The following is a 20,473-nucleotide window of genomic DNA, read 5'->3' as shown; positions in this document are numbered from 1 at the left end:
ACTTTTAGTACATACGATGGGAAAAATTGCCATCGCATTCATTTATCTAATTTTTTAAAACAAGAATCAGAGACCAACTACTGATTCGCATTAAACATTAATCCAAGCCGAGGCTTGCAACGCTCGCGTCCTTGCTTATTTCTTTGTCTCCATTCATGAAATCGGCCCACTCTTTCTCTGTTCTTTCTTTCGATACGTACTGATTAGGGCGATAGTTACCGGTTTCCACTTGGTCATCAATGACACTCTGACGGAGTTCAGCCCATTCTTCCTGCAATTCTTTAATCTGTTCATCTACAGACTTATCCGAGTTGACATCTATACGGGATAGCCACTTTTCCGGTAGCTTAGCTTCTTTAAAAAGGGCGACAGCGGATGACTGTTTCTGCGATGTAGTAACAGAGTTTGCAAGCTTGTTCACCACTCCGGTAAGCTCTGAAATCTGCTTGCCTTGGGCTTCAATAAGAGCTTTTACCGCCGGTGACAAATCATCCGTATTTGTTTCTTCCGGCTTCTTCTGTTCAATGACTTTGCCATCTTTCAGATTATACTGCTTCTCGTAATCTTCGATAGCTTTTTTTGCAGCAGCTTCAGCAGCAGTCTTTGCACTACCTTCAGCCTCTTCAATATCGGGAAGAATATTCTCCTCGAACAGCGCAATGTATGTCTCAAGGTTTTCTTCACTTTCAATATTGAATAACTTTTGAACTTTACCCGCATATTTTTCGGGTATCCCCGCCTTTTTCAGAGCGGCTTTGATAATTGCTAAAATCTTCATAACTTTTTCCTTTAAAATATAAGTGAGTACGATTTTTTCTTCATATTTATATTTTACAATAGATAAATAAGTATTTTTGCTATATGGATAGAATAAATGATAGACATGAGTTTCTGAATTTGTACGCCTCCCAATGCCCAAAGTGTGTACATTTTAATTTGGATAGCTGTACTTGCAATGCGTTCCCTGATGAAATACCCGACAACATTCTTTCCGGAGAAGAAAACCATGACAGTGTATTACCAGGACAAAGAGGAGAAACAGTGTTTGAAGAGGCCTAACCGGTTTTAGCCTTTGAATACATCCAACCGAGTTTTTCGCTCACCCTTTTCCAAAGTATATGAAAATGTGTGGCATTCGCTTGACTCGTAGTCAAAGTGCCTTCATCAATCCTCTTTCCGAATTCTTCATGGAGCTTTTTATTCTCCTCGTTTATAATCGCCATTACTTTGTCACAATCCCCCCACCCTTCATCTGGACGCTTCATAACAAACGTATACATTGGAGTGACGGCACGCATTTCTGATAAATCGTTTCTAACGGCAAAGTTAATATCTGCCGTGCTGAACGAATTACCTATCCTGCCAAGTGAATTTTCTGGATATCCCCACCCTCTCGGATGATTATGGGTTAAAATGCAATCTTTCATTCTTTCGCATTCATCCTTTGTAAACTCAACGCTATATGCTGCACCTCTTTTGTCTATCACGATATCACCATTTCTATTATAGGCTACACCTGTTTCAAATTTTTTATTCATCCGGATTTCGCTCTCTGTCTTTTCGATAGCTTCGTATAGTTTCTTTGTTTTATCATCAATATATTTTGTTACAGGCTCCTCAACTTTAGAATTAGTAAACCATTCCACATTATCCCTAAAAGCATACGATTTCTGCATATACTCATTATCAAGCATGAACTTACGAGCATCAGCAGGTATATCGGTAACAAGTTGCTCTTTCGGTATTTCATCATCGAGCAAAAAGTCAGCAAAATCTTCCGGTTTCTGGAGTATAGGAGTAGCGATGCAGATACAAAACGGATGGAAACCCAAGAACTGAAACCCCTTAGGGTATTTACCTACCATAGCGTCGCATATCTTGCACGGGCCATGATTAGACGGGGAACGGCTTATCTCTATACCAAGGATAAAATCAAGATTCTGCCAACGTTCATAGTCTGCTTTCCTATACGCCACGTTCGTAGTTGTGGCGGCAAGACGCAAAGCGTTCATGCGGGAAGAACGATATACGCCTGAACCAGGATGATACTCTTCCATGGGCTTAGATAATTGCAACTTCCCGTTCTCGTCACGTATACGGCGAAACCTCTTATCCGGTTTATCCAAGATTTGACGAATGTCACTGCTTATCCCTGACGCGCTTCTCCCAGAGGATATACCGCTATCAAGGTAGAACTCAAGGTTGGTTTTCGCCTGATCGGTAATTTTCCAGACCTTCTGTGATACATTCAACCCGTTTGCGTCAACCTCCTTTTGCAGTCCCCTGAACGCTTCCATGTTTTGACGGAACATTCCATCCCTGCGTAGCGAAGAAATAGCCATACCGTCTATGAAACGGGAAACCATATCATCATTCTTTATATTAGCCCCCTTCCAAGCATCAGCCTGAAACTCGGTAATATTCCGATACAGGGAAGCCTGCAATATCAATAAAGCCTTGTCAATAGCTTTCTCTACAGAGGAATTGCGCACCCACACACTATCTCCTCCACGGTCGGTCCATTTACGAAGATGAGGTGAGACAGTGGCGATAAATTGATTGAAAGCCAAACCGACAGCATTCTGCTGCATTAATATCCGCTGTATATGCTGCCGGTCATGAAAAGCGAGTGTATAGGTTTTCATCATTCATTGAATGTTAGTCCGGGCATAAGGTTATTAGCAGCCTCATCTTTCTTGTCCTGCTTCTTTCTCGCAAGCTCTTCCTGCACGTTATCCGTATATGGTGAGTTTTTGATGATTGTTTCCATTGAGTTGAACTGTGAGGCTGTTTCAAGATTCTTCAATTCTTCGGCAACGTCTTCAGGAAGAACAGTGCCAAACTCTACATCGATATAGTTATCTTCAAGCTGCGAGGCATATTTAGTGTGCGAAATATTAATCATACCGGCCTGTATGATAGCAACCGCACGTTGCACGACGGGGCCGAATATTTCCATATTTTCGCTTGCCTTAACTGTAGCCTCAATAGTCATAAACTTACGGGCCACACCGCTAAGATTGCCGATACCCTGAAGATTATTAAACGATAGGTCTGGAGTGGACGATCCGGAATCTATCTCGCTCTTTAGACGATCAAGCTCTTCTTTAATGGAATCGATAGACTGTTGCCATGCGAGATAATCAGCATCGCCATGATACGCCGTACCCGTATCGGGGTCTATCTCCATTGAGAAGTTCAATTCTTTACCTACCGTTTCTTTGCTTGGTAGATTGGCAAGACCATACGTTTTCAATATCGGTTCCGAAAAATAATCGTTCGTATCGGACACACGAGAGAGACGCATCTCGTATTTATCCATAGGATTGGCGATACAATCCCATTCGGGTTCATCTACTTCGGCATATACAACTGGAATCTTCTTAAACAGGTTAGGCTTTTTACTGATATTCCATACTCCGTTATACTTCACGGCAGTATAGATTGTTTCGGCAGTATAGATAGTGATACATTCGCAATTAGAACCGTCAACATCCGCATTGTACTTATGAATGAATCCGTCCATATCATCGCCTTCATCGAAATGCGGATAGAACTCACACGTTTCATTCAAGCTCTTAGGAGTAGATAGTATCTTACATTTAAGAACAGAAACCTTTTTGGCATTACCTGAAATGTCCTTTTCATGCTTTATTATCGGATAGAAAACGATAGCCGCTTTCGTCTCTGACAGTACCTTACGGGCAAACTTGCGAAGTATGGATTGCATCTTGAGCTTGCGGACGAAAACTTTCTTGAACTCATCGAACCCTTCGTTAGGATCTTCCGCAGACAGAGTCATCTCCCCGCCGAACATGAACGCTACAGCGGTACGTACAATACGCTTCGGGATATTAGTAACAACCTTTGCAACTTGAATGGTTTTATCCTCTAATCGGACAGGGTTACCCTCCTTATCGGTTAGTGTATCGGAATATACGGCAATAGTCTTCGGCTGCCTGAATCCTACTGAATCCGGGCGGCGTGTTCGGTCACCGTTATACTCTTCCATATACTCACGAGGATAGCGATTCTCTCTCGTGTCTTTACATAAATCGCTGACGATGGCACTAAAATCGTCTTTTGCTAAAATCTCCTGAATACTCGGCATATATTTTTCTCTTAAAATATATCCAAGCGTGCGTTTTATAACGATGCAGCAAATTACTATCCGCGCCCAACCTTTCGCTTTACGGTCTTAGTCTTCATTCCGATCGACTCCGCAAACTCTGCAAGAATGGTCATACCGTCAGGCGCATCGTCATGTTCATTCCCACCCTCTTTCTTGTACTTGGTAAGAGATTTCATGAAACGGTCATAGTCAGAGCCTTTCTTATATTCCGTTGGAGCAAGGAACACACAGTGCTTCTTTATCCATCCTGCACGCATCAATATACGAGTCTCTTTATTCTGTGTTGTGTGCCGTGCCTGTATCTCGCACTTACTGTTACGCCCTTTCACAGTCTTTCGCACATTGATAGCGAAGATGCGCCCACCGTTGTTCGCTTCAATGCGCATCTGGTCGCACTTATTATCAATGACTGCCTGTGCTACGCGAGGCTCTGTAATCTCTACCGCATCCTTCGTGAAGACAACATCTGTAATGAACAGGCGATCACCGTACACATCCGCGAACGGGGCGCACAAGTCATCGTTTCCTTTGTCGGCAACGTCACAAGCACCAATATTCCCGTCTGGCGTCTTGCCCTTAAGCTCATCGAACTTAAAGTACATTAGTTCCGATTTGGGGAACAGTAGACCGATAGCCTCAATAGGCTCCTGCATGTACTCCGCACACCATATACTGTCATCCGTTTCAAGCCTCAACTCGCGGTAATACTCCGTCGTGTGCACATCCTCACAGAACGACTCATCGTTTTCATCAAGGGCGGCGATACGTATAATCTCATCGTATTTCCCAGCCTCTTCCATACGTCCGAGCACATCCGAAGATGACCAACGAGTACCAATATCGATGCGGCAACAATTCTTTTCCAAACGTGAATCGTGCGTACCCTGCTTCCAACTCCAAACCTTTTCGTTGTTGGTATCTGAAAGAGCATCTTCCAATGACTTATATAAGTCATCAGTCATAGCGAGCATAGACGCACCGAATCCGATAACCGTACCACCAACACCTGCTCCGAAATAACTCACTTGGCGAGCCGCTGTAAGACTCCAACCCTTTACATTCTGTTTGTCTTGGCTTAGCTTTGCATCCGGAAATATCTCCGAGAATCGACACGAGCGGATGATATTACGCGCATCGTATGATAACTTGTTATACAGGGTATCGGAACAACAGTTACGCATCACACTCTCCTCCGGAAAGTGCCCGAGCATCCATGCGATAAATAGAGAAGAGATATACGACTTACCGGCGCGAGGTGGCATGCTGACTGCAAGGCTCCAAGAAAGCCCATCGGAATACTTTTCATGTACGCGCTGATAAGCATCGGCCACCTTTTTAAGGAACAGCCGTTTTGCAAAAAACTTAGGGTCCATATACAAGCAGAAAGCCCAGAATGTTTTCCGGGCTTCTCGCTTACGCAGTATCGTTGCCGCCTCAGCTTTAAGTAACAATATGTCGCGCCTATTCCTCTCCATCTATAATTTTCTGCAACTCCTCGTCCGTCATTGATTCAAGCTGACTCTTTATTCCCACCTCTCCGGATAGCTCCGTATTCTGCTTATTCTTCCAGTTTTCAGGATCTCTATTAGTAAGCGTGAAAATAACGGCTGCAACATTGGGCTGATAATGTTTATCTACGACTGTATGTTCTTTTACTTTTACGATAGGTTTTCCATTTTCATCTTTCTTTCCAGTATCGGCGGTGACGGTTTTCTTTTCCTGTACCGTATAGCCTTTAACGAGCTTCACAAGAGAGCGTTTAGCTTCTGCTACCATCGAAGCATTGAAATCGTCGTTTGCCTTTTTAACGGCGTCCGAAAAGTCCGCTTTCTCTGATAACCAACGATAATACGTATCCTTTGAAATATTTACATTCCTGCATATCTCTTCAATCGTGTAGCTATCTTCACGGATAAATGCGCAAATCCGCTCTACTATTTCTTTATTATAACGAGCCATACGCTTTTTATCGTAAAATATAAAAGGGAAGCCACTTTTCAGCGCATAAAACGAAAGCGAGGACACCCCATTAAAGGAGCATCCCCGCCATCAACAGATCAAAACAGAGTAGCAACTATGGTATAGATACCTCTTCCCCTTCCAGGATATCACTCGTTATGGTATATCCCACGAGCCTGCCAAGTTCCGACTGCAAGCTGTAAATATATTCCTCATGCCGCTTTATCTTTTCGACATACTCCAAATCATCAAGGTCGGTGTGCTCGCACAACTCGCAAAACTCATCCATGCGGTCACGCAGATTCTTTACGTCTTTCATCAACGCGATAGCTGCCTCGCGCTCCTTATTGAAAATATACGGTTTCGGTCTCATAGCTTACCTCCTTTCTGTTCTTGCAATTTCGTTCTAAGCTTCACGCACTCATCCGTCATCTGCTTGATGATATGCTGCTGGTAGATTATCATACCCTCCGTGCGTCCGATGGCACGACCGGCATCGAATGCCGCCTGCTGCTCCGGGTTGGAGTAATTGTCTATTGAAGTTTTATCGTTATTCATAGCCTACCTCCTTCCTGCAATGAGTGTAAATACATCCTACCTTTCTCTGTAAATACCGTGATAGTGTTAGAGCCGGTACGCCCGTCGGAATGCGTGTAATGGTGCGTGCGCGTCTTTGTCAAGTCCTTACCGCAGTATTTTGCCGTAAGCATCCATTGCCCGCTCTGGCGGAACATTACGCCGATAGTCTTTAACTTGAAACAGAGGGCGGTCGCGCAAGTGAAACCAAGCTCTTTCGCTACCTGCGTCATCGTGTAGGTACTGGTAGATTGAAGAACATTGTCGGTGTACTCGGCTTTGGGGGCAAGGGCTTTTACTTCTTCCTGATAGTGGTCGCGCTCGGCTTCCACGATTTGAAGCTGCTGCTTGTGACGTTCAATAGTAGTCTGCGCCACTTGCAACGCCCTTGCCATAATCAGTTCGGGAGTATCCTCTTGTTGGGTAGAGATGTAGCCGCCAGACTGACGAATGGCAGGCAAAACTTCTTCAAATACCCAGCTCTGGAATTTCTCGGCTTCTTTCTTGCGAGATTGAAAAATACAACGATAAAGATTAGGCTCGTCGATGAAAATCGCATGTTGCTTGCCACCATTTGTAGGGACTGCAATAGTATTGCACCCCTTTTCATTTAGCCTCTTTTTCAATTCAGTAACATGAGTGAGACCAAGCGATCTCATCACATCGTTAAGGCAAAACCATATAATACCGTTTAGTGCTTGATGGGTGCGCAACTCCCCGAATTGTGCGCTGTTGAACGCCTGAATGTGCGTCTTCGTGGTTTTGAACATAATTATAAAAATAAGAGGTGCCCGCCTTTCCTGCTGTTCAAACACCACGAGAGTTGTTTTGTGCGCCATTACAGCTAACACACAGGGGTACGGACACCAATAGATAATTTTCTTTTCTGCTGCGACTATATAAAAATAGCCCTCAACTTTTGTTTGAGAGCCTTATACATCGCTCTCATGATGTTTGAACATTGCAAATGTAGCAAGTTCTTTTTATCTTGCAAAACTATTCTAATTATTTTCTCGAAACATAAGAGAAAATACCTCTGTTTTTAGGTCAGTTGAAACTATCATCTTCTTATCAATAGACATCAAGTTATATTTCATAGTGCCGGGTTGAGATACAATAAAGTATCTTTCCAAAGCAAAGTCCAACAAACGGTAATACTCTGTCTTATACCTACGACAATCAATCATAATAGATATTTTATCAAGTTTCTCTGTATCATCAAACAAATAGGCATATATATATTGTACATAATTTTCGGAAGTCCTAAACGAAATACTTCTTCCAGGCTTGCGTTCGAGACTTCCAACTACAATAGGCTCTTTATCGGCCGTCACAATGCGGTTTACTTCATCGTAACCTTTTCCAAACAAAAAATAAGGTTCTCTTATATCGTTTACCGACGTGTTTACTTTTACAGAGCATTTTGCTGATGATTTACCTGCTTTTACTACCACATTTGTTTCACCTTTTACATTTCCGGTAATAAGCCCATTCTCATCAACTTTGGCAATATTCTCGTTTTCAACTTCAAAAACAAGACGATTATTATTCCCTGAAATTTTTAGTTGAAACGTTTCATTATGCAGTAATTCCACTTCGGACTTATTGAGTGTAATTACATCTGAAGTGTCTATCTCGTTCCCTCCACTGCTACATGCAGAAAACACCAATGGCAAAACAACCGCCATTATCACAAATAAAGTCTTTTTCATTCTATTTTTTGTTTTGGAATAAAATATCTCGCCAAAGTTAGCTAAAATTTATCTATCCATTCAACTTTGGGCTAAATTTGAGATGTCAATTCCACGGCTTTTTAATATATACCTACAAAATTATCGTACTGTTTTTTTTGCGAAATAAAAACAGCTTCTTACTTTTGTACATTGTTTAATCTTAAAAATTACAATTATGAAGAAAGTGTTATTTATGCTGATTACACTATTTTGTTTATCGGCTAATGCTCAAGAAAAGAAACAGGAAGAAGCTTCCAAAAGTAAAGCAGTAGAATTATTAAAGAAAGATGGTGTTCTTTTGAAAAAAGATTTTTACGATATCGGAAAAGTTGCTGGTGTTACTTTTCAAAATATAGTAATTACAGATATTTCTGCTGGAACAAAGACCGGTGCTCTTCGCATTGAAACTTCTTATTATTCTTCTTTAGGAACAGACACATATATCGGTACATTGGATTATGATGAGTTAGCAGGTTGTATTAAATCGTTAACTTACATCAAAGATAATATAATCACAACTATACCAGAAAATTACGTTGAATGTGAATATAAAACTAAAGATGGGGTTAGCCTTGGAGCATTTCTAAGCTCAACAAAAAAAGAAAAAACATGGAAGATATATATACAGACAAAAAGTTATACAAACAGGTCACAAAATTTCATGAAATCCGACAATATTATCGAGATAATATCTTTATTAAATCAATCAATGGATAATTTAAAAGCCCATTTATAGTCAATTAAATAGCCGGAGCACTAAACTCTGGCTATTTTTTCAACTAAACATCAACCATAAAACTTTAACCAAGCATGAACAAGTTTATTTTTATTTCTTTATACTCTCCGGAATGATTTTAGGCACAGCGTTATTCCAATTTATGCTATGATGCAATCTTGAATATACCGCTCCCATCGGTCGTATTTTCGTGCATGAAGGCGCATACATAACTGTATAGAAAGACTTAACATAAGTACCGCTATCAAGATATATATCCGTCATACCTCCGTCAGATTGTTGTGTAGTCATTTGATTCAATGACACATGAGGCACTTGGAAGAACAACTCTCCTCTTCCGCCAAGAACGGTATATGTATTCACATCCTCGTTTATCTTTCCGAAGAACTCGAATGGTCTCTCGGTGTCACATATGAAAGAATTCATAGCCTTTCTTTTAAGAATCTCACCGCGCACGATGTTATTACCCTTTCCGCCGACAAAATCGCCCCTCTGTGCAAGAGCTACAGTGATGGCACCAGTACTATTCTTAAAGTCGACCAACGCATCAAAAACCCTGTCGAGATTATAGATACTTCTCTGCTTCATTTCCCCGTCTCTGTTATACGTGTATGAGAACTCCATATAATCATCATCAAGTTCTATGAAGTATCTATATCCCCGTTCTTTTGCGATGTCAAAAGCTGCATTTCTCGCATATATGATGGCCCGGCGGTCGTTAAAATTATCCCCTTCGTCAATTTGTGAAGCCACAGCCTTTTTGTCAAATACATATACATCGTCATACTTCTTCTTGTACTCATCGACGGTCCTATCTTCATTATCAACAACAAGGATAATATCACCGGTATATCCGCACTTTCTCAACGTCTTAACAGTGTAGACCTTATCCGGCCTTCCGTGCGTCAATATTAGAGCCACAAAACAATTATTCCTCATCATCTGCGTGGTCCTCCATGTAAGAATCCAACAATTCTTCCTTCAAACAGACATAGCCAAGCTCTATCGCCTTATTGAAGTCTACGATCACAAGGGCCGAATCTTCCATAAGCTCCTGCAACTGCTTATCCGCATGAGCGTAAAACTCTGCTATCTTTCCGTAATCAAAAACTATATGCCGTGATGCAGCAATGGCAAGGAATGCCTCTATATCACAGCTTACTCCGGATTCTCTTATGCGTTTTAATAATTCATGGTAACGTTCAAGATTACATAGTTCGGACAATTTCGGCTTTTCTCCGGTTGGTGTATATATGGGAGAGACTATTTTCTTCGTGTAAAAGCTTTCATTCTTATTCGCATCGCCATCCGGAGCATCAAGTTGAATATCATCTACCGAAAACTCCCAATCGTGTAATACATCTTCCGAGAAGTTCTCTATCACCAAATCCATATCAAATTCAGACGTATCGGAAGCATGATTGTCGGCAAGAGCAAGCAGCTTACGTCGATTGTCTCCAAGAGCTAAATCTTTTCGCTTTACCACAACAAGCTCTTTGCCATCAGTCTCGATAATGCGGACCGGAATCCCAAGTTCTTGCGCCTGTTCATATACTCCATTACCTGCTATCAAGTAATTATCCTTATCCATGAGGACAGAACGTCCGGCGCCGCAATCTTCAAGGCTCTTGCGAATAACCCTCTTGTTCCGGTCGTTATGGATACGAAAGTTTTTAGGGTCAAATTTTATTTCCTCTTTCATAATTGTTTTTGCCTTAAAATAGAATATCCCCGCTGATTTTCCTTGCTATAAGCTCTTGCACTCCGTTATATGTATCATACAGATCTTTCGAGCTTTCATCACCAGGCCACTCACTGAATACCCCACCATCAAAGAAACGATACTGGAATACACTGCGGGCGAACGGGGAGAGGTCAAGCTCTTCAAATATCTCACGAACGAGCCTCATGCGCCGCAAAGTCTCGCCAGCCACATCTTCCGAATCATCTTCCATGTCTTCAATATCAAGACGTGAATAGTCTGCATTCTCATCCGTGGGTATCGGTTTATACTTGCTACGGTATGGAGAAGTAGGAGAAGTGACATTCAGTTTTATCATTCTCAACACAAAGAAGTCAAGTTCGGTATATCCGTTCTTCTTCGCATTGAGAAGACGGGAAAGAAAACACGGATCTTTATCAAGAAGCGAGCAAAGAACTTCATCCAGAACATCAGAAGCTTCACCCCAAATACCGGCATGTGCGCAATGAAATTCTGCATAATCAAGCCATCGGGCATAACGTTTCGAGATGTAGTTATTTATATCACTATCTGCCATTTTTACGTAATTCCTTTCTGCGTAAATATTCTTCATGAGTAATAGATGTTTTAGCCCATTCCTCACGGTTCTTCTCGTTTTGAATTCGTTCCTGTTCCCTTTCGTACCGCTCAATATCAATCCTTCGCTCACGTAAATATTCCCTGATGGCACTTGCGATCTTCATCGGTCCAATGATACCGTAGAACTCACCATAGTAACCAAGCTTGAAACGCGCAATGAAGTTAGCCACCTCTGCAAGGTTGAGATAGTAATACTCATTCAGTACAAGCGACGTTAATTCCGTCAACTGGTTTTCGGTTATACCACGACCCTGCTCGGCGTAATCATTCAGGCTGCCGATCTGTATTTTCAGCCACTCCAAGGGAGTTTCCTCACCGTATGTGCCGCTTAACAGGCCAAGCGTAGGAATAGCCTCGTTCTTTGCAAGAGCAGCGAAAGAAAGGCCTGTTTTGACAATCTTCGACTGTATGGCCGGGCTATAATCTACAAGCAGCAAGGCTGGGTCAGGATAGCAGCTAAATAATTCCCTCTGCTTCAAGTTCCTTTCTACGTCTCTCCGCTGCTGCACGGATGTTGTCGAGGTTAGCCAATGACTCAGCCTTTCTTTGCTCAGAATCAATCCGCTTTTGTTCGTATCTGTCTTGATATCCATTGTTTCTCACTTTTATAGATTCTCGGTTAGCCCACGTTACAAGACGACGGGAAACATCCCATGTCTTCTCGAGTTCAAACCGCATTTTCGTTTTAGACTTATTCGGCTCGGTCCAGTAGTTATAAAAGGCCCGTATCATTTCCTTACCGTAAACCTCAACAAAGGGAACCAAAGAATCGTAAAAGACTTTTGTACGTTGTTCGAGCGTAGCGGCTTTAGCCGCGACAGAATTTTTTGGAACTACGTTAGTAGTTCTTTTTTCTTCTAAGTCTTTAGTCTTAGTCTTTATATTAAGGCTTACCTCTTTACTTACCTCTTTACTTACCTCTTTACTTACCTCTTTACTTACCTCTTTACTTACCTCAGGTAAGTAATAAATTGGAGATTGCGAACGCCTTTTCCCTGCTTCAAACTCTAATACACCCTTCTGCTGTAATCTACACCTGCAAGCAATTACGGTCTTTTCTGCTATGCCGATTGCGAGGACGATTCTACTGTTGGGATACTCAAATTTATTCGGCCATCCACGAAGATTACACTCATCTAACAGATGAAAGTATAAAGCTATTTCGGATGTGCTAAAACACTCAATTCGATGTATCTTCCAAAAACGGTTTATTAAGTCTATATAGGTCATTATACTATAGCTTTATCGGATTCACGTTCATAGAGGATAGATTCAGATACAATCCTTGGCACTCTATATAAGCGTCGGTAAACAGCTTCCAAAGCAGATGTGAACCATGCTGCGCAAGCGTTGAGTTGATGAATAAATCCTGCTTTCCTAAAGCCTCAGCAAGTGAGCAGCTCGGTCCCGAATCTTCATCATTCAGCTGCGAGAGGTCAAACATCTCATCAACGCATCTTAATCGGCTAACCGTTTCGTACTTCTCAGACTTCGGCTGTTTCATCTCTTGTACTGTTCCAAGAACAACCTGTCCTCTATCTGTCGAGTTACCGAAGTCAAGCCAATACAATTTATCTCTATCGTCATACTGGTTTACATCCGAACGTAATATCTCTCCAATCTCAATACGAGACTTTATATTGTCTACGCATGATATTGTTATATTTGCGTATGAATACAGACCGGAGAACCGTTCAGGTACAGCCTCCCAATCGGATGCAAAGAACCTATTCATACGGGTGATTAAAACATCCGCTTTGTTAAGCCCTTCATCCGACACACTGAATAGCTGTCTACCGATATTGGCTTCGCTTACTTCGTCGGGGTCGAATGCCGTAACATGTAAACCCGGATGCCCCAGAGCACGCAAAGAGCAATCTATCCGCCCAAGACATGACAGTACCATCGAGCCGGTGCCGCCGCACCCTATCAGATTAACCGTAATAGGGTGGGTAGGGGATAGTAGGTATTTATGGGTGAAGTGTACTCGTTTCATCTTATTTTTTTTAATTCTTCAATTAATATATCTGCTATCTGTACACAGCTCCGAGTGTATGATTGTATGCTGACACCTTCCATTGGTGTTGCAAATGAAGCTGCCAACACATCTTTTGCAATCTCATATCTTCGCTGCTCCCAATCTATTTCTGAACGTGCAGGCTTTTTACCGCATTCTACACGTAGTTTGGCTTTATCCACTATTTTCCAGTCATAAGTACTCCCACTGTAAACATCGGAGTGTTTGTTGCTATTACGCTTTGCTCTGAAAAACCATGTATCTACAATGTCCTGTCCGCGATAAATATTTCTGTGCCACGCAGAAACAACTTTCAAAACCTCCCCAACATTCATTTTAGCATTAGGGTGTTTAATTTCTGTGATTTCTATATAATCACCGGCTTTTATTGGTATGTTTGTTTTCATTATTCTTTATCGTAACATTATCGTCTTCGTCAATTTCAAAACATTTCGGGCAATAGCATTTGCCATCTTCAATTAGCCAATAGTCTTCTTGCGCTTCTTCCTTAGCCGAATTTTTATCAACCCATAGAGAAAAACCGGAGTGCTCATTTTTATATATATCTCCGCATACATCGCACTGTATTCCGTATGCTGTTTCTTCAAATACTGCCATAACTCTTTTTATTATTTCAATAAGTCTTCAAGTTTAACCTTAACCGGTACAAGTTCCTCTTCCGGGAATCTGCATCCGGTCTTAATACAATTCTTCGTTATCACGGAAAGGTTTCCTTTTACCGGATTATCCCCTCCGAGATGAGAGAAAGCCGAGTTCCAAAACAACTCCTCATAATAGGCAATGATAGCCTCATAAGTCATTTCTTTAGGAGCCTCAGCCTTAGCGCTTCCCAGACATACATAGTCAGGATATACGTTGAAAAACGGAGCACGATATAGTTTGCCGGGCTTTCTCCCTTTGTAGGCATACATTGACAGGCCACCGTTTTTAAGAACCCACACCAAACCGGGAACCCACATTTCGCCATCCTCTATGCCAAGGTTTTTAGAGAAATACAATCTATGTTTTTCCGGTTTTTTGTACCAAACATACTTCTCATGTCCGGCTCTTGAATCGGCATATAAAAGACATTCAGGAATACGACCGTGAACAAGCTCCACACCATCAGACTTGGCCAGTGTGTCCATAATATCTGCAATCTTCTTTTCCGTAAGCGGTACGCCGGCACACATGCGGCCTTCACGTATTTCCCTTTCTTCAAGATAATAGTGATTATCATTACTATTGTACACGATTATTGCCATTTTAGGCGTCAATCGCTGTGTAAATGAATCATTTATCTGTCCCATATTCTTCTAATAGATTTAGAAATTTCATAAACCACTTCTCAAACATTTCAGGAAATGGATTCTTTACAAATACGAAAGATGTTTCAGGGGACAAGGCTACACTTTCAGTCACCCCATAACAGTAAACTTCCCTAATAAGGCAATTAATATACTCCCCGACCATTTGCGTAACATGGTCGTTTAAATCCCAGCATATCGCATAGTTGCGGTTAATATCGAAAGGCTCGTAATCATAGCATCCGTTTAACACGTCACAATCGTTCATGTCCGGATTGTAGTTGAATGAAGTAATACAGCCGGATGATAGAATGGAAACTCCGTCCTCCATGAAGGAAATCAATTCAAGGTCCTTCCCACTACATGAACTCTTTAACGCTCGCAATGATTCAAGAATCTCCTTATCACTCTTCATAGAGGATGCTATGCGGGAAAACCATTGGCTATATTCACCATCTCGATAGCTTTTTCTAACTTCCTTTGCGGACTCCGAATATTCAGAGTCTTCGTAATCATCAAAAAATTCTTTATGCTCTTCACATATATGATAGTAAAAGTCCTCATGTTCCATGGGAAGACATATCCCCTGACTACGGGCATAGAACCCTACGAAATCAACAAATACATCAGCCAAAGGAGACGACATCCTCTTTACCGATGAAATGGGAAGAAAGACAAATGATAAATCGAAAACCTTATAAGACCTTACTATATGAACGCTCAATATATCGCCATTCAGTTCAAGATTGGAATACACGCCTCTTTCTTTTATAGCTTCATCAAGTTCAATTAGCGCAAGATTGATATCATGTACAAACTTTCCGGTAGGTTTAGTCTTCATATCAACTCCAAGCAAACTCAGGTATTGACGAATGGAAGAAAATATATTGTCTATACTTTTCTCTTTATCAATCCGTCTGTCAATGTCAACGTCCAAATCAAACTCCAAGGGGATATCAATAAACCGTTCTTTCAGAAAATCATTGGCTGGGCATCCGGATTCGGGGCACGCCTTTTCACGCGCTCCCTTACTCCGTATCTGATTCTCCCTGTTGACGTTTGCATCAGCACTCGCCCCATGGTATTGTGAAATTCCCGTATGTTTCTTTTTTTCTCGCATGATTTCTTCTTCATCCTTTCGTACCTACGGTTGTCTTGAATGTATATACTGCCTTATCGTCCTCTATCTCGGGTCCGTGAACATTACTTGTTGTAAGTTCCGGATAAGTGTTTGCATAAAAGTTCATCACTTCATCGGGAGACATGCTACTGTCGGGGTCCGACAACTCTCTATCTCCATACTTAAAAACACGGTCTAATCCTTTTACTGTAATAGCCATAGTTATTCCTCCTCTTCTTCTGAATATTCGTTATCATCTGATTCATCTTCTCCATAGTGTGTCTCTTCTTCAGGTGGAAGAGGAACGTTGCCAAATAAACTACCGACATTCATCTTCGCCTGCAACCGTTGGATACGCCCGGATATTGCTGAATGGTTACCGGAAGCGTACTTATCCGCCTCCTGTAATGCTTTGATGGCTTCGGTAATATTTCCGGCTTTCTCTGCGCCATTTGCCTTTTCGGTGAATTCTTTATATTTATCCTTACGCTCTTTTTCTTCTTTTTCTTTACGCTCTTTTTCTTTCTTGGCGGCTTTACTATTTGCTTCGGCAGCCTCAATCCCTTTTTCAAACTCGCGCATATTTGTCAATATGCCGGTAGCCTGTTGTATGGGAGTTATTATAGCGTTGATAAATCCATCTTCCAACTCTTCGGGAGTACCAGATACCACAAGAGGCGATAAATGGTCTTTCCCTGTATCCGAAAGTCCTGCTTTCTTTGGTAAAATACTTGTAATTAGATTATCACCTTTTTTTGTTATTGTGATGCTTAGGGAATCTCCATCCCCAAGCATAGATGCGAATTTTGTAAACATGATGATTCGATTTTTTAAATAGACATTGGCATAATAATGTAGGTAAGTTGCTCAGCATCCGTAGGAGCGTCTCCGGTAATAATAGCTGCTCTTGTTGGGTCGGATAACAGAATCTTAATACTGTCACTCGTCTGCATATTAGATATTAGGTCAAGGAGAAAAACTCCGTTGAACCCGATACTCATATAATTACCCGAATATTCTATAGGCATTTCCTCGCTTGCCGACATGGAGTAGTCCATATCAACGGCATTACCTTGTAACTTGCCGTCTTGAAATGACAATTTAATTAAATTAGTATTCTTGTTACTGAAAACAAGCACCCTCTTTAGAAGAGATATAAACGTATTCCTATCGATAGATGCGATATTCGAGTTGTTTTTTGGTATGACAGCCCGAAAATTCGGGTACTTCCCTTCAACCATTCGATAAGATACAGTAAATAATGGATGGCTAAATACGATATTCGTTCCAGAAGTGAAATATTCCATCGGCTCATCTTCCGATGGAATAGCATCTATCAGAACCTTACATAGTTTCTTTGCGAGGATAACTCCACTGCGGATTTCCGACTGTTCGCCACCCCCGAAATATTCCATTATAGCAAGGGTATTCCCGTCACTTGCCGCGAAAGTAAATGATGCGCCGGACAGCTCTAAATATACGCCGTTCATAACCGGGCGAAGTTCATCGGATGCCGCACGGAAATATGTGCGCCTCAATCCGTACAGAAGGTTTATTGATGATATAGAAGTTACGATATCTCCCGGTTTCCGCTCCTCCTTTGTTTCAAATATGCGATGAATGCCCGCACACATAGAGAATCGGCCTCCTGCGTACTCTACCAATAAGTCATAATAGGTATTCTTATCTGTCAATGAAATCACTAATGGTTGTTCCGGTATCTGATTGATACCGTCAAGAAAAGTCTTTGCGTTTACAGAGAAAAGAAACTCCTCTGTATCGGAAGTGTGTTCAATGATGGTCTTTATCCAGCCTCCTTCATCGGCGGCGGCAACCTGAAGAATCTCACCCCTTCGTTCAAAAAGGAAACTCTCGTATTGTTGGTTTATTTTGTTAGGGGCAATAAATCTCCCTACAAGTTTGAGCTTGTTTTGAAGCTCCGATTTGGTTACTGTAATTTTCATACTCGCGTCTTTTTTAGGCGCAAGGCATTGATTTACAGTTAGATTTCAGAAATAGAATATATACACAAAAAGCCTGACAAGGATAAAATCCCTATCAGGCTCGCAACTAATATGCTGCAAATATACAGCTACTTTTTATATCTGCAAATTTTTCATGATATTTTTTTCATTAAATCTAAAACAGCCCTATTCGCACGGTCACAAATAGAGTAGTCGGTTTCGATGTATATATCTGCCATCTTATACTCGTTGCTAACGTGGCCAAGACAAAAATCTATATCAGCCTTACTTATACCCGCCTTATTTCGCGCAATACTCGCCCAACTATGACGCGCCCAATTGGTGGACAATGGAACACCGAGATTTAACTCAGAGGAAACCACCTTCAACTCTTTATTCATTGCCTTAAGGAAGTTATCATAGTTCGAGTACCTATCACGAATGGATGATAATAATGTACCGTTACTATATTTACTTATAAGCTCCCGGCACTCCGGTTCAATACGGATGGAAAGTCTCAATTTGGCATTACCCTTTATTGTAGATACTTTTGCCCGCTCATACTCAACTCTACCGTAACTTTCATATTTTATATTAAATAAATCGTTCAGATTTATGCCCATCAAATAAAATTGTATCATAAAAACGTCTTTTGCTATATTTGTGCGCTCTCTGTCGAAATGCGATCGGCTTATACGTACTACATCTTCTATTTTTAGTGTTTTCCTTTTACGTTGATAGTCTGGAATATGCACTCTGCTGAATGGATTTCCGGGAATCTTTATTATATCAAAGTCTTCATTGTTATAAAACCTCCTTGCTCTGTTATACAAGGCCCGGATACCACGCATATAGTTATTGATTGTGCCCGGCTCCATTAATTTCTCTGAACCGTTTACTTTGCTGCTTGCTAAATATGTCATCCAGTCCTCCAATTTCTTGGCACGCACATCTTTTACGTCTATTCTGTCAGAACCATAAAACCGGATAAAAGCATTGAGGGACGATTCATACCAAACGGCGGTTTTTCTTTTAACCGTTTTTGATATCACTTCTCTTGAAAACGCCACAAAATCAATGGTTTCTGATTCAGGATTAGCAGATTTTACAACTTCTTCTTTTAACTCTGCACAGCTCATCTTGGAAGTTCTCGACATTCCGAGCTTTATATATGCTCCTCTGTATTTTTGTATAAGCTCTGTCAGCTCATAATTCAATGCCTCACCATCCTCCGAGGAAGATATTACATTACCGTCATTGCCCATTAATTCAGGCTTTACGTAGTATTCAGTAGGGATATATTGTGATACTCCGTTATGATATATACGTATCTTTATATTGGTTGTTCCGTCTTGCTTTAGGTGTTTTCCTCCGGTGAAGACTACCGCTTTAAATGTTGCCATACATTAATTATTTAATAGTAAAAAATGTATGCGATGCGTTAAGTGGCAAAAGTTATAAGATAGTTATAAGAAAAAAGCCTCTTATTTGATGTAAAACTGGGTCAAATAAGCCGTTATCCTATAAACACAAACGAGCCGGTACGCAATCGCACCAGCTCGCAACTAATATAAACTGTAGATTTTCAACCTTTTGGGTTTCGTGGGCGTTGACGGATTCGAACCGCCGACCCTCTGCTTGTAAGGCAGATGCTCTGAACCAGCTGAGCTAAACGCCCTTCTGCAAACGAAAGTGTTGTATTTTTGTGGGCGTTGACGGATTCGAACCGCCGACCCTCTGCTTGTAAGGCAGATGCTCTGAACCAGCTGAGCTAAACGCCCGTACACTTTCGTTTCAAAAGCGTTGCAAAGGTACAGCTTATTTTGACACTACCAAAACTTTTGCGCTCTATTTTGAAACTTTTTTTTCACATATTCTCACTCATTCTGTTTTTCAAGCAGTTAGCGAACTCTCTTTGACGCTTGGTTTGTCCGAATAACTTTGGCAGGATTACCAACAGCAACACTGTCAGATGGTATATCTTTCACCACCACACTACCGGCACCGATAATACAACGATCGCCAATCGTCACACCCGGACACAAAATGGCACCACCACCAATCCAGCAGTCTTCGCCTATCGTCACCGGATAAGCATACTCTTTTTCCATACGACGCTCCATGTAATCCATTGGATGATGAGGAGTGTATATTTGCACACAAGGACCTACCAACGTATGAGTTCCTATCGTGATATACCCTCCGTCCAGAAAGGTACAATTGGCATTGATGAAGACATGCTCCCCCAAGCGAATCCCGTCTCCATGATCGCAATGAAACGGTGGACAGATAAGAGAAGTAGCAGGAATACCCGGCACCAGTTCTTCTAACACATCTCGATAGGCATCATCATAAATACTCATCATACGCATCCTTGCCAACAATCTCTTGGCATGCTCAAACTTCACCTGAATCTCCGGAGCAGACATGTCCGCCAACCGGGAACTACGCATTTTTTCTACCTCATTCATAAAAACCCTTCATTTGCATATTATCAAACAAAGATATATGATAACCTTGAGTTTTCACATTAGGATCATAAAAAATCGAACAGACTCCCAAGGTTAAGCAGACCTCTCGGAAATCTG

General features: G+C 41.4%; 25 protein-coding genes and 2 tRNA genes. 1 reads left to right on the top strand and 26 read right to left on the bottom strand.

Annotated elements, in window-relative coordinates; translation table 11 throughout:
• Positions 1 to 97 precede the first annotated feature (97 nt).
• The 9 genes from EV202_RS13190 to EV202_RS13150 all read right to left on the bottom strand — a co-directional run bounded on the left by EV202_RS13190 (position 98) and on the right by EV202_RS13150 (position 8,379).
• Positions 98 to 778, bottom strand: coding sequence for a hypothetical protein (locus EV202_RS13190; RefSeq protein WP_131927382.1), 681 nt, complete (start codon positions 776 to 778; stop codon positions 98 to 100).
• 277 nt (positions 779 to 1,055) lie between these two features.
• Positions 1,056 to 2,648, bottom strand: a complete 1,593-nt coding sequence (locus EV202_RS13185; RefSeq protein ID WP_131927381.1) for a hypothetical protein — start codon at positions 2,646 to 2,648, stop codon at positions 1,056 to 1,058.
• Complete coding sequence (locus EV202_RS13180) at positions 2,645 to 4,111, bottom strand: phage portal protein (RefSeq protein WP_131927380.1); 1,467 nt, start codon at positions 4,109 to 4,111, stop codon at positions 2,645 to 2,647. Before EV202_RS13180 ends, EV202_RS13185 begins: the two co-directional genes overlap by 4 nt.
• A 56-nt stretch (positions 4,112 to 4,167) precedes the next feature.
• Positions 4,168 to 5,607 carry a phage terminase large subunit gene (gene terL / locus EV202_RS13175; protein ID WP_131927379.1) on the bottom strand — a complete coding sequence of 480 codons (1,440 nt, stop codon included), beginning with the start codon at positions 5,605 to 5,607 and terminating at the stop codon, positions 4,168 to 4,170.
• Complete coding sequence (locus EV202_RS13170; RefSeq protein ID WP_131927378.1) at positions 5,594 to 6,091, bottom strand: phBC6A51 family helix-turn-helix protein; 498 nt, start codon at positions 6,089 to 6,091, stop codon at positions 5,594 to 5,596. Before EV202_RS13170 ends, terL begins: the two co-directional genes overlap by 14 nt.
• A gap of 115 nt (positions 6,092 to 6,206) precedes the next feature.
• Complete coding sequence (locus EV202_RS13165; RefSeq protein WP_131927377.1) at positions 6,207 to 6,464, bottom strand: hypothetical protein; 258 nt, start codon at positions 6,462 to 6,464, stop codon at positions 6,207 to 6,209.
• A complete protein-coding gene (locus tag EV202_RS13160) occupies positions 6,461 to 6,649 on the bottom strand; it encodes a hypothetical protein (protein ID WP_131927376.1) in 189 nt (62 codons plus the stop codon). Before EV202_RS13160 ends, EV202_RS13165 begins: the two co-directional genes overlap by 4 nt.
• A complete protein-coding gene (locus tag EV202_RS13155; RefSeq protein WP_165899434.1) occupies positions 6,646 to 7,437 on the bottom strand; it encodes a phage antirepressor in 792 nt (263 codons plus the stop codon). The genes EV202_RS13160 and EV202_RS13155 overlap by 4 nt, the downstream gene beginning before the upstream one ends.
• A gap of 231 nt (positions 7,438 to 7,668) precedes the next feature.
• Positions 7,669 to 8,379: an Ig-like domain-containing protein gene (locus EV202_RS13150; protein ID WP_131927374.1), complete on the bottom strand. Its 711-nt coding sequence runs from the start codon at positions 8,377 to 8,379 to the stop codon at positions 7,669 to 7,671.
• 196 nt (positions 8,380 to 8,575) lie between these two features.
• On the opposite strand from EV202_RS13150, the gene EV202_RS13145 reads away from it, so the two are divergent.
• Positions 8,576 to 9,136: a hypothetical protein gene (locus EV202_RS13145; protein WP_131927373.1), complete on the top strand. Its 561-nt coding sequence runs from the start codon at positions 8,576 to 8,578 to the stop codon at positions 9,134 to 9,136.
• A gap of 90 nt (positions 9,137 to 9,226) precedes the next feature.
• On the opposite strand, the gene EV202_RS13140 is transcribed toward EV202_RS13145, so the two are convergent.
• From EV202_RS13140 to EV202_RS13060, 17 genes are all read right to left on the bottom strand, one after another.
• Positions 9,227 to 10,078 (bottom strand): GREB1-related protein, encoded by an 852-nt coding sequence (locus EV202_RS13140; RefSeq protein ID WP_131927372.1) that lies wholly within the window; start codon positions 10,076 to 10,078, stop codon positions 9,227 to 9,229.
• A complete protein-coding gene (locus EV202_RS15180; RefSeq protein ID WP_207903449.1) occupies positions 10,065 to 10,838 on the bottom strand; it encodes a ParB N-terminal domain-containing protein in 774 nt (257 codons plus the stop codon). Before EV202_RS15180 ends, EV202_RS13140 begins: the two co-directional genes overlap by 14 nt.
• 13 nt (positions 10,839 to 10,851) lie before the next feature.
• Positions 10,852 to 11,415 carry a hypothetical protein gene (locus EV202_RS13130; protein WP_131927385.1) on the bottom strand — a complete coding sequence of 188 codons (564 nt, stop codon included), beginning with the start codon at positions 11,413 to 11,415 and terminating at the stop codon, positions 10,852 to 10,854.
• Complete coding sequence (locus tag EV202_RS13125; protein WP_131927371.1) at positions 11,405 to 11,956, bottom strand: DUF6633 family protein; 552 nt, start codon at positions 11,954 to 11,956, stop codon at positions 11,405 to 11,407. Before EV202_RS13125 ends, EV202_RS13130 begins: the two co-directional genes overlap by 11 nt.
• The gene (locus tag EV202_RS13120) at positions 11,934 to 12,707 is read right to left on the bottom strand and encodes a hypothetical protein (RefSeq protein ID WP_131927370.1); all 774 of its coding nucleotides are present in this window, start codon (positions 12,705 to 12,707) and stop codon (positions 11,934 to 11,936) included. The genes EV202_RS13125 and EV202_RS13120 overlap by 23 nt, the downstream gene beginning before the upstream one ends.
• Positions 12,708 to 12,711: 4 nt before the next feature.
• A complete protein-coding gene (locus EV202_RS13115) occupies positions 12,712 to 13,473 on the bottom strand; it encodes a PRTRC system ThiF family protein (protein ID WP_131927369.1) in 762 nt (253 codons plus the stop codon).
• Positions 13,470 to 13,901, bottom strand: a complete 432-nt coding sequence (locus EV202_RS15305) for a hypothetical protein (protein WP_234878299.1) — start codon at positions 13,899 to 13,901, stop codon at positions 13,470 to 13,472. Before EV202_RS15305 ends, EV202_RS13115 begins: the two co-directional genes overlap by 4 nt.
• Complete coding sequence (locus EV202_RS13105) at positions 13,870 to 14,112, bottom strand: hypothetical protein (protein ID WP_131927368.1); 243 nt, start codon at positions 14,110 to 14,112, stop codon at positions 13,870 to 13,872. The genes EV202_RS15305 and EV202_RS13105 overlap by 32 nt, the downstream gene beginning before the upstream one ends.
• 11 nt (positions 14,113 to 14,123) lie before the next feature.
• Entirely contained in the window at positions 14,124 to 14,804 is a 681-nt protein-coding gene (locus tag EV202_RS13100) for a PRTRC system protein B (RefSeq protein ID WP_131927367.1), read from the bottom strand.
• The gene (locus EV202_RS13095) at positions 14,788 to 15,921 is read right to left on the bottom strand and encodes a hypothetical protein (RefSeq protein WP_131927366.1); all 1,134 of its coding nucleotides are present in this window, start codon (positions 15,919 to 15,921) and stop codon (positions 14,788 to 14,790) included. Before EV202_RS13095 ends, EV202_RS13100 begins: the two co-directional genes overlap by 17 nt.
• Positions 15,922 to 15,931: 10 nt before the next feature.
• Positions 15,932 to 16,141 (bottom strand): PRTRC system protein C, encoded by a 210-nt coding sequence (locus tag EV202_RS13090; RefSeq protein ID WP_131927365.1) that lies wholly within the window; start codon positions 16,139 to 16,141, stop codon positions 15,932 to 15,934.
• A 2-nt stretch (positions 16,142 to 16,143) separates the two neighbouring features.
• Positions 16,144 to 16,737: a PRTRC system protein E gene (locus EV202_RS13085; protein ID WP_131927364.1), complete on the bottom strand. Its 594-nt coding sequence runs from the start codon at positions 16,735 to 16,737 to the stop codon at positions 16,144 to 16,146.
• Positions 16,738 to 16,751: 14 nt separating this feature from the next.
• Positions 16,752 to 17,885, bottom strand: coding sequence for a DNA polymerase III subunit beta (gene dnaN, locus EV202_RS13080; protein WP_131927363.1), 1,134 nt, complete (start codon positions 17,883 to 17,885; stop codon positions 16,752 to 16,754).
• A 152-nt stretch (positions 17,886 to 18,037) separates the two neighbouring features.
• Complete coding sequence (locus EV202_RS13075; protein ID WP_131927362.1) at positions 18,038 to 19,288, bottom strand: phage integrase SAM-like domain-containing protein; 1,251 nt, start codon at positions 19,286 to 19,288, stop codon at positions 18,038 to 18,040.
• Positions 19,289 to 19,488: 200 nt separating this feature from the next.
• Positions 19,489 to 19,563, bottom strand: a tRNA-Val gene (locus EV202_RS13070).
• Positions 19,564 to 19,591: 28 nt separating this feature from the next.
• Positions 19,592 to 19,666 (bottom strand) — tRNA-Val (locus EV202_RS13065).
• A 120-nt stretch (positions 19,667 to 19,786) separates the two neighbouring features.
• Positions 19,787 to 20,356: a sugar O-acetyltransferase gene (locus EV202_RS13060; RefSeq protein ID WP_106070627.1), complete on the bottom strand. Its 570-nt coding sequence runs from the start codon at positions 20,354 to 20,356 to the stop codon at positions 19,787 to 19,789.
• Between the last annotated feature and the right edge of the window lie 117 nt (positions 20,357 to 20,473).

This window comes from Prevotella heparinolytica, assembly GCF_004342845.1.
Lineage (GTDB): Bacteria > Bacteroidota > Bacteroidia > Bacteroidales > Bacteroidaceae > Bacteroides > Bacteroides heparinolyticus.
The sequence above is the reverse complement of the archived record's forward strand: the minus strand, read 5'-3'. Positions and strand labels throughout refer to the sequence as shown.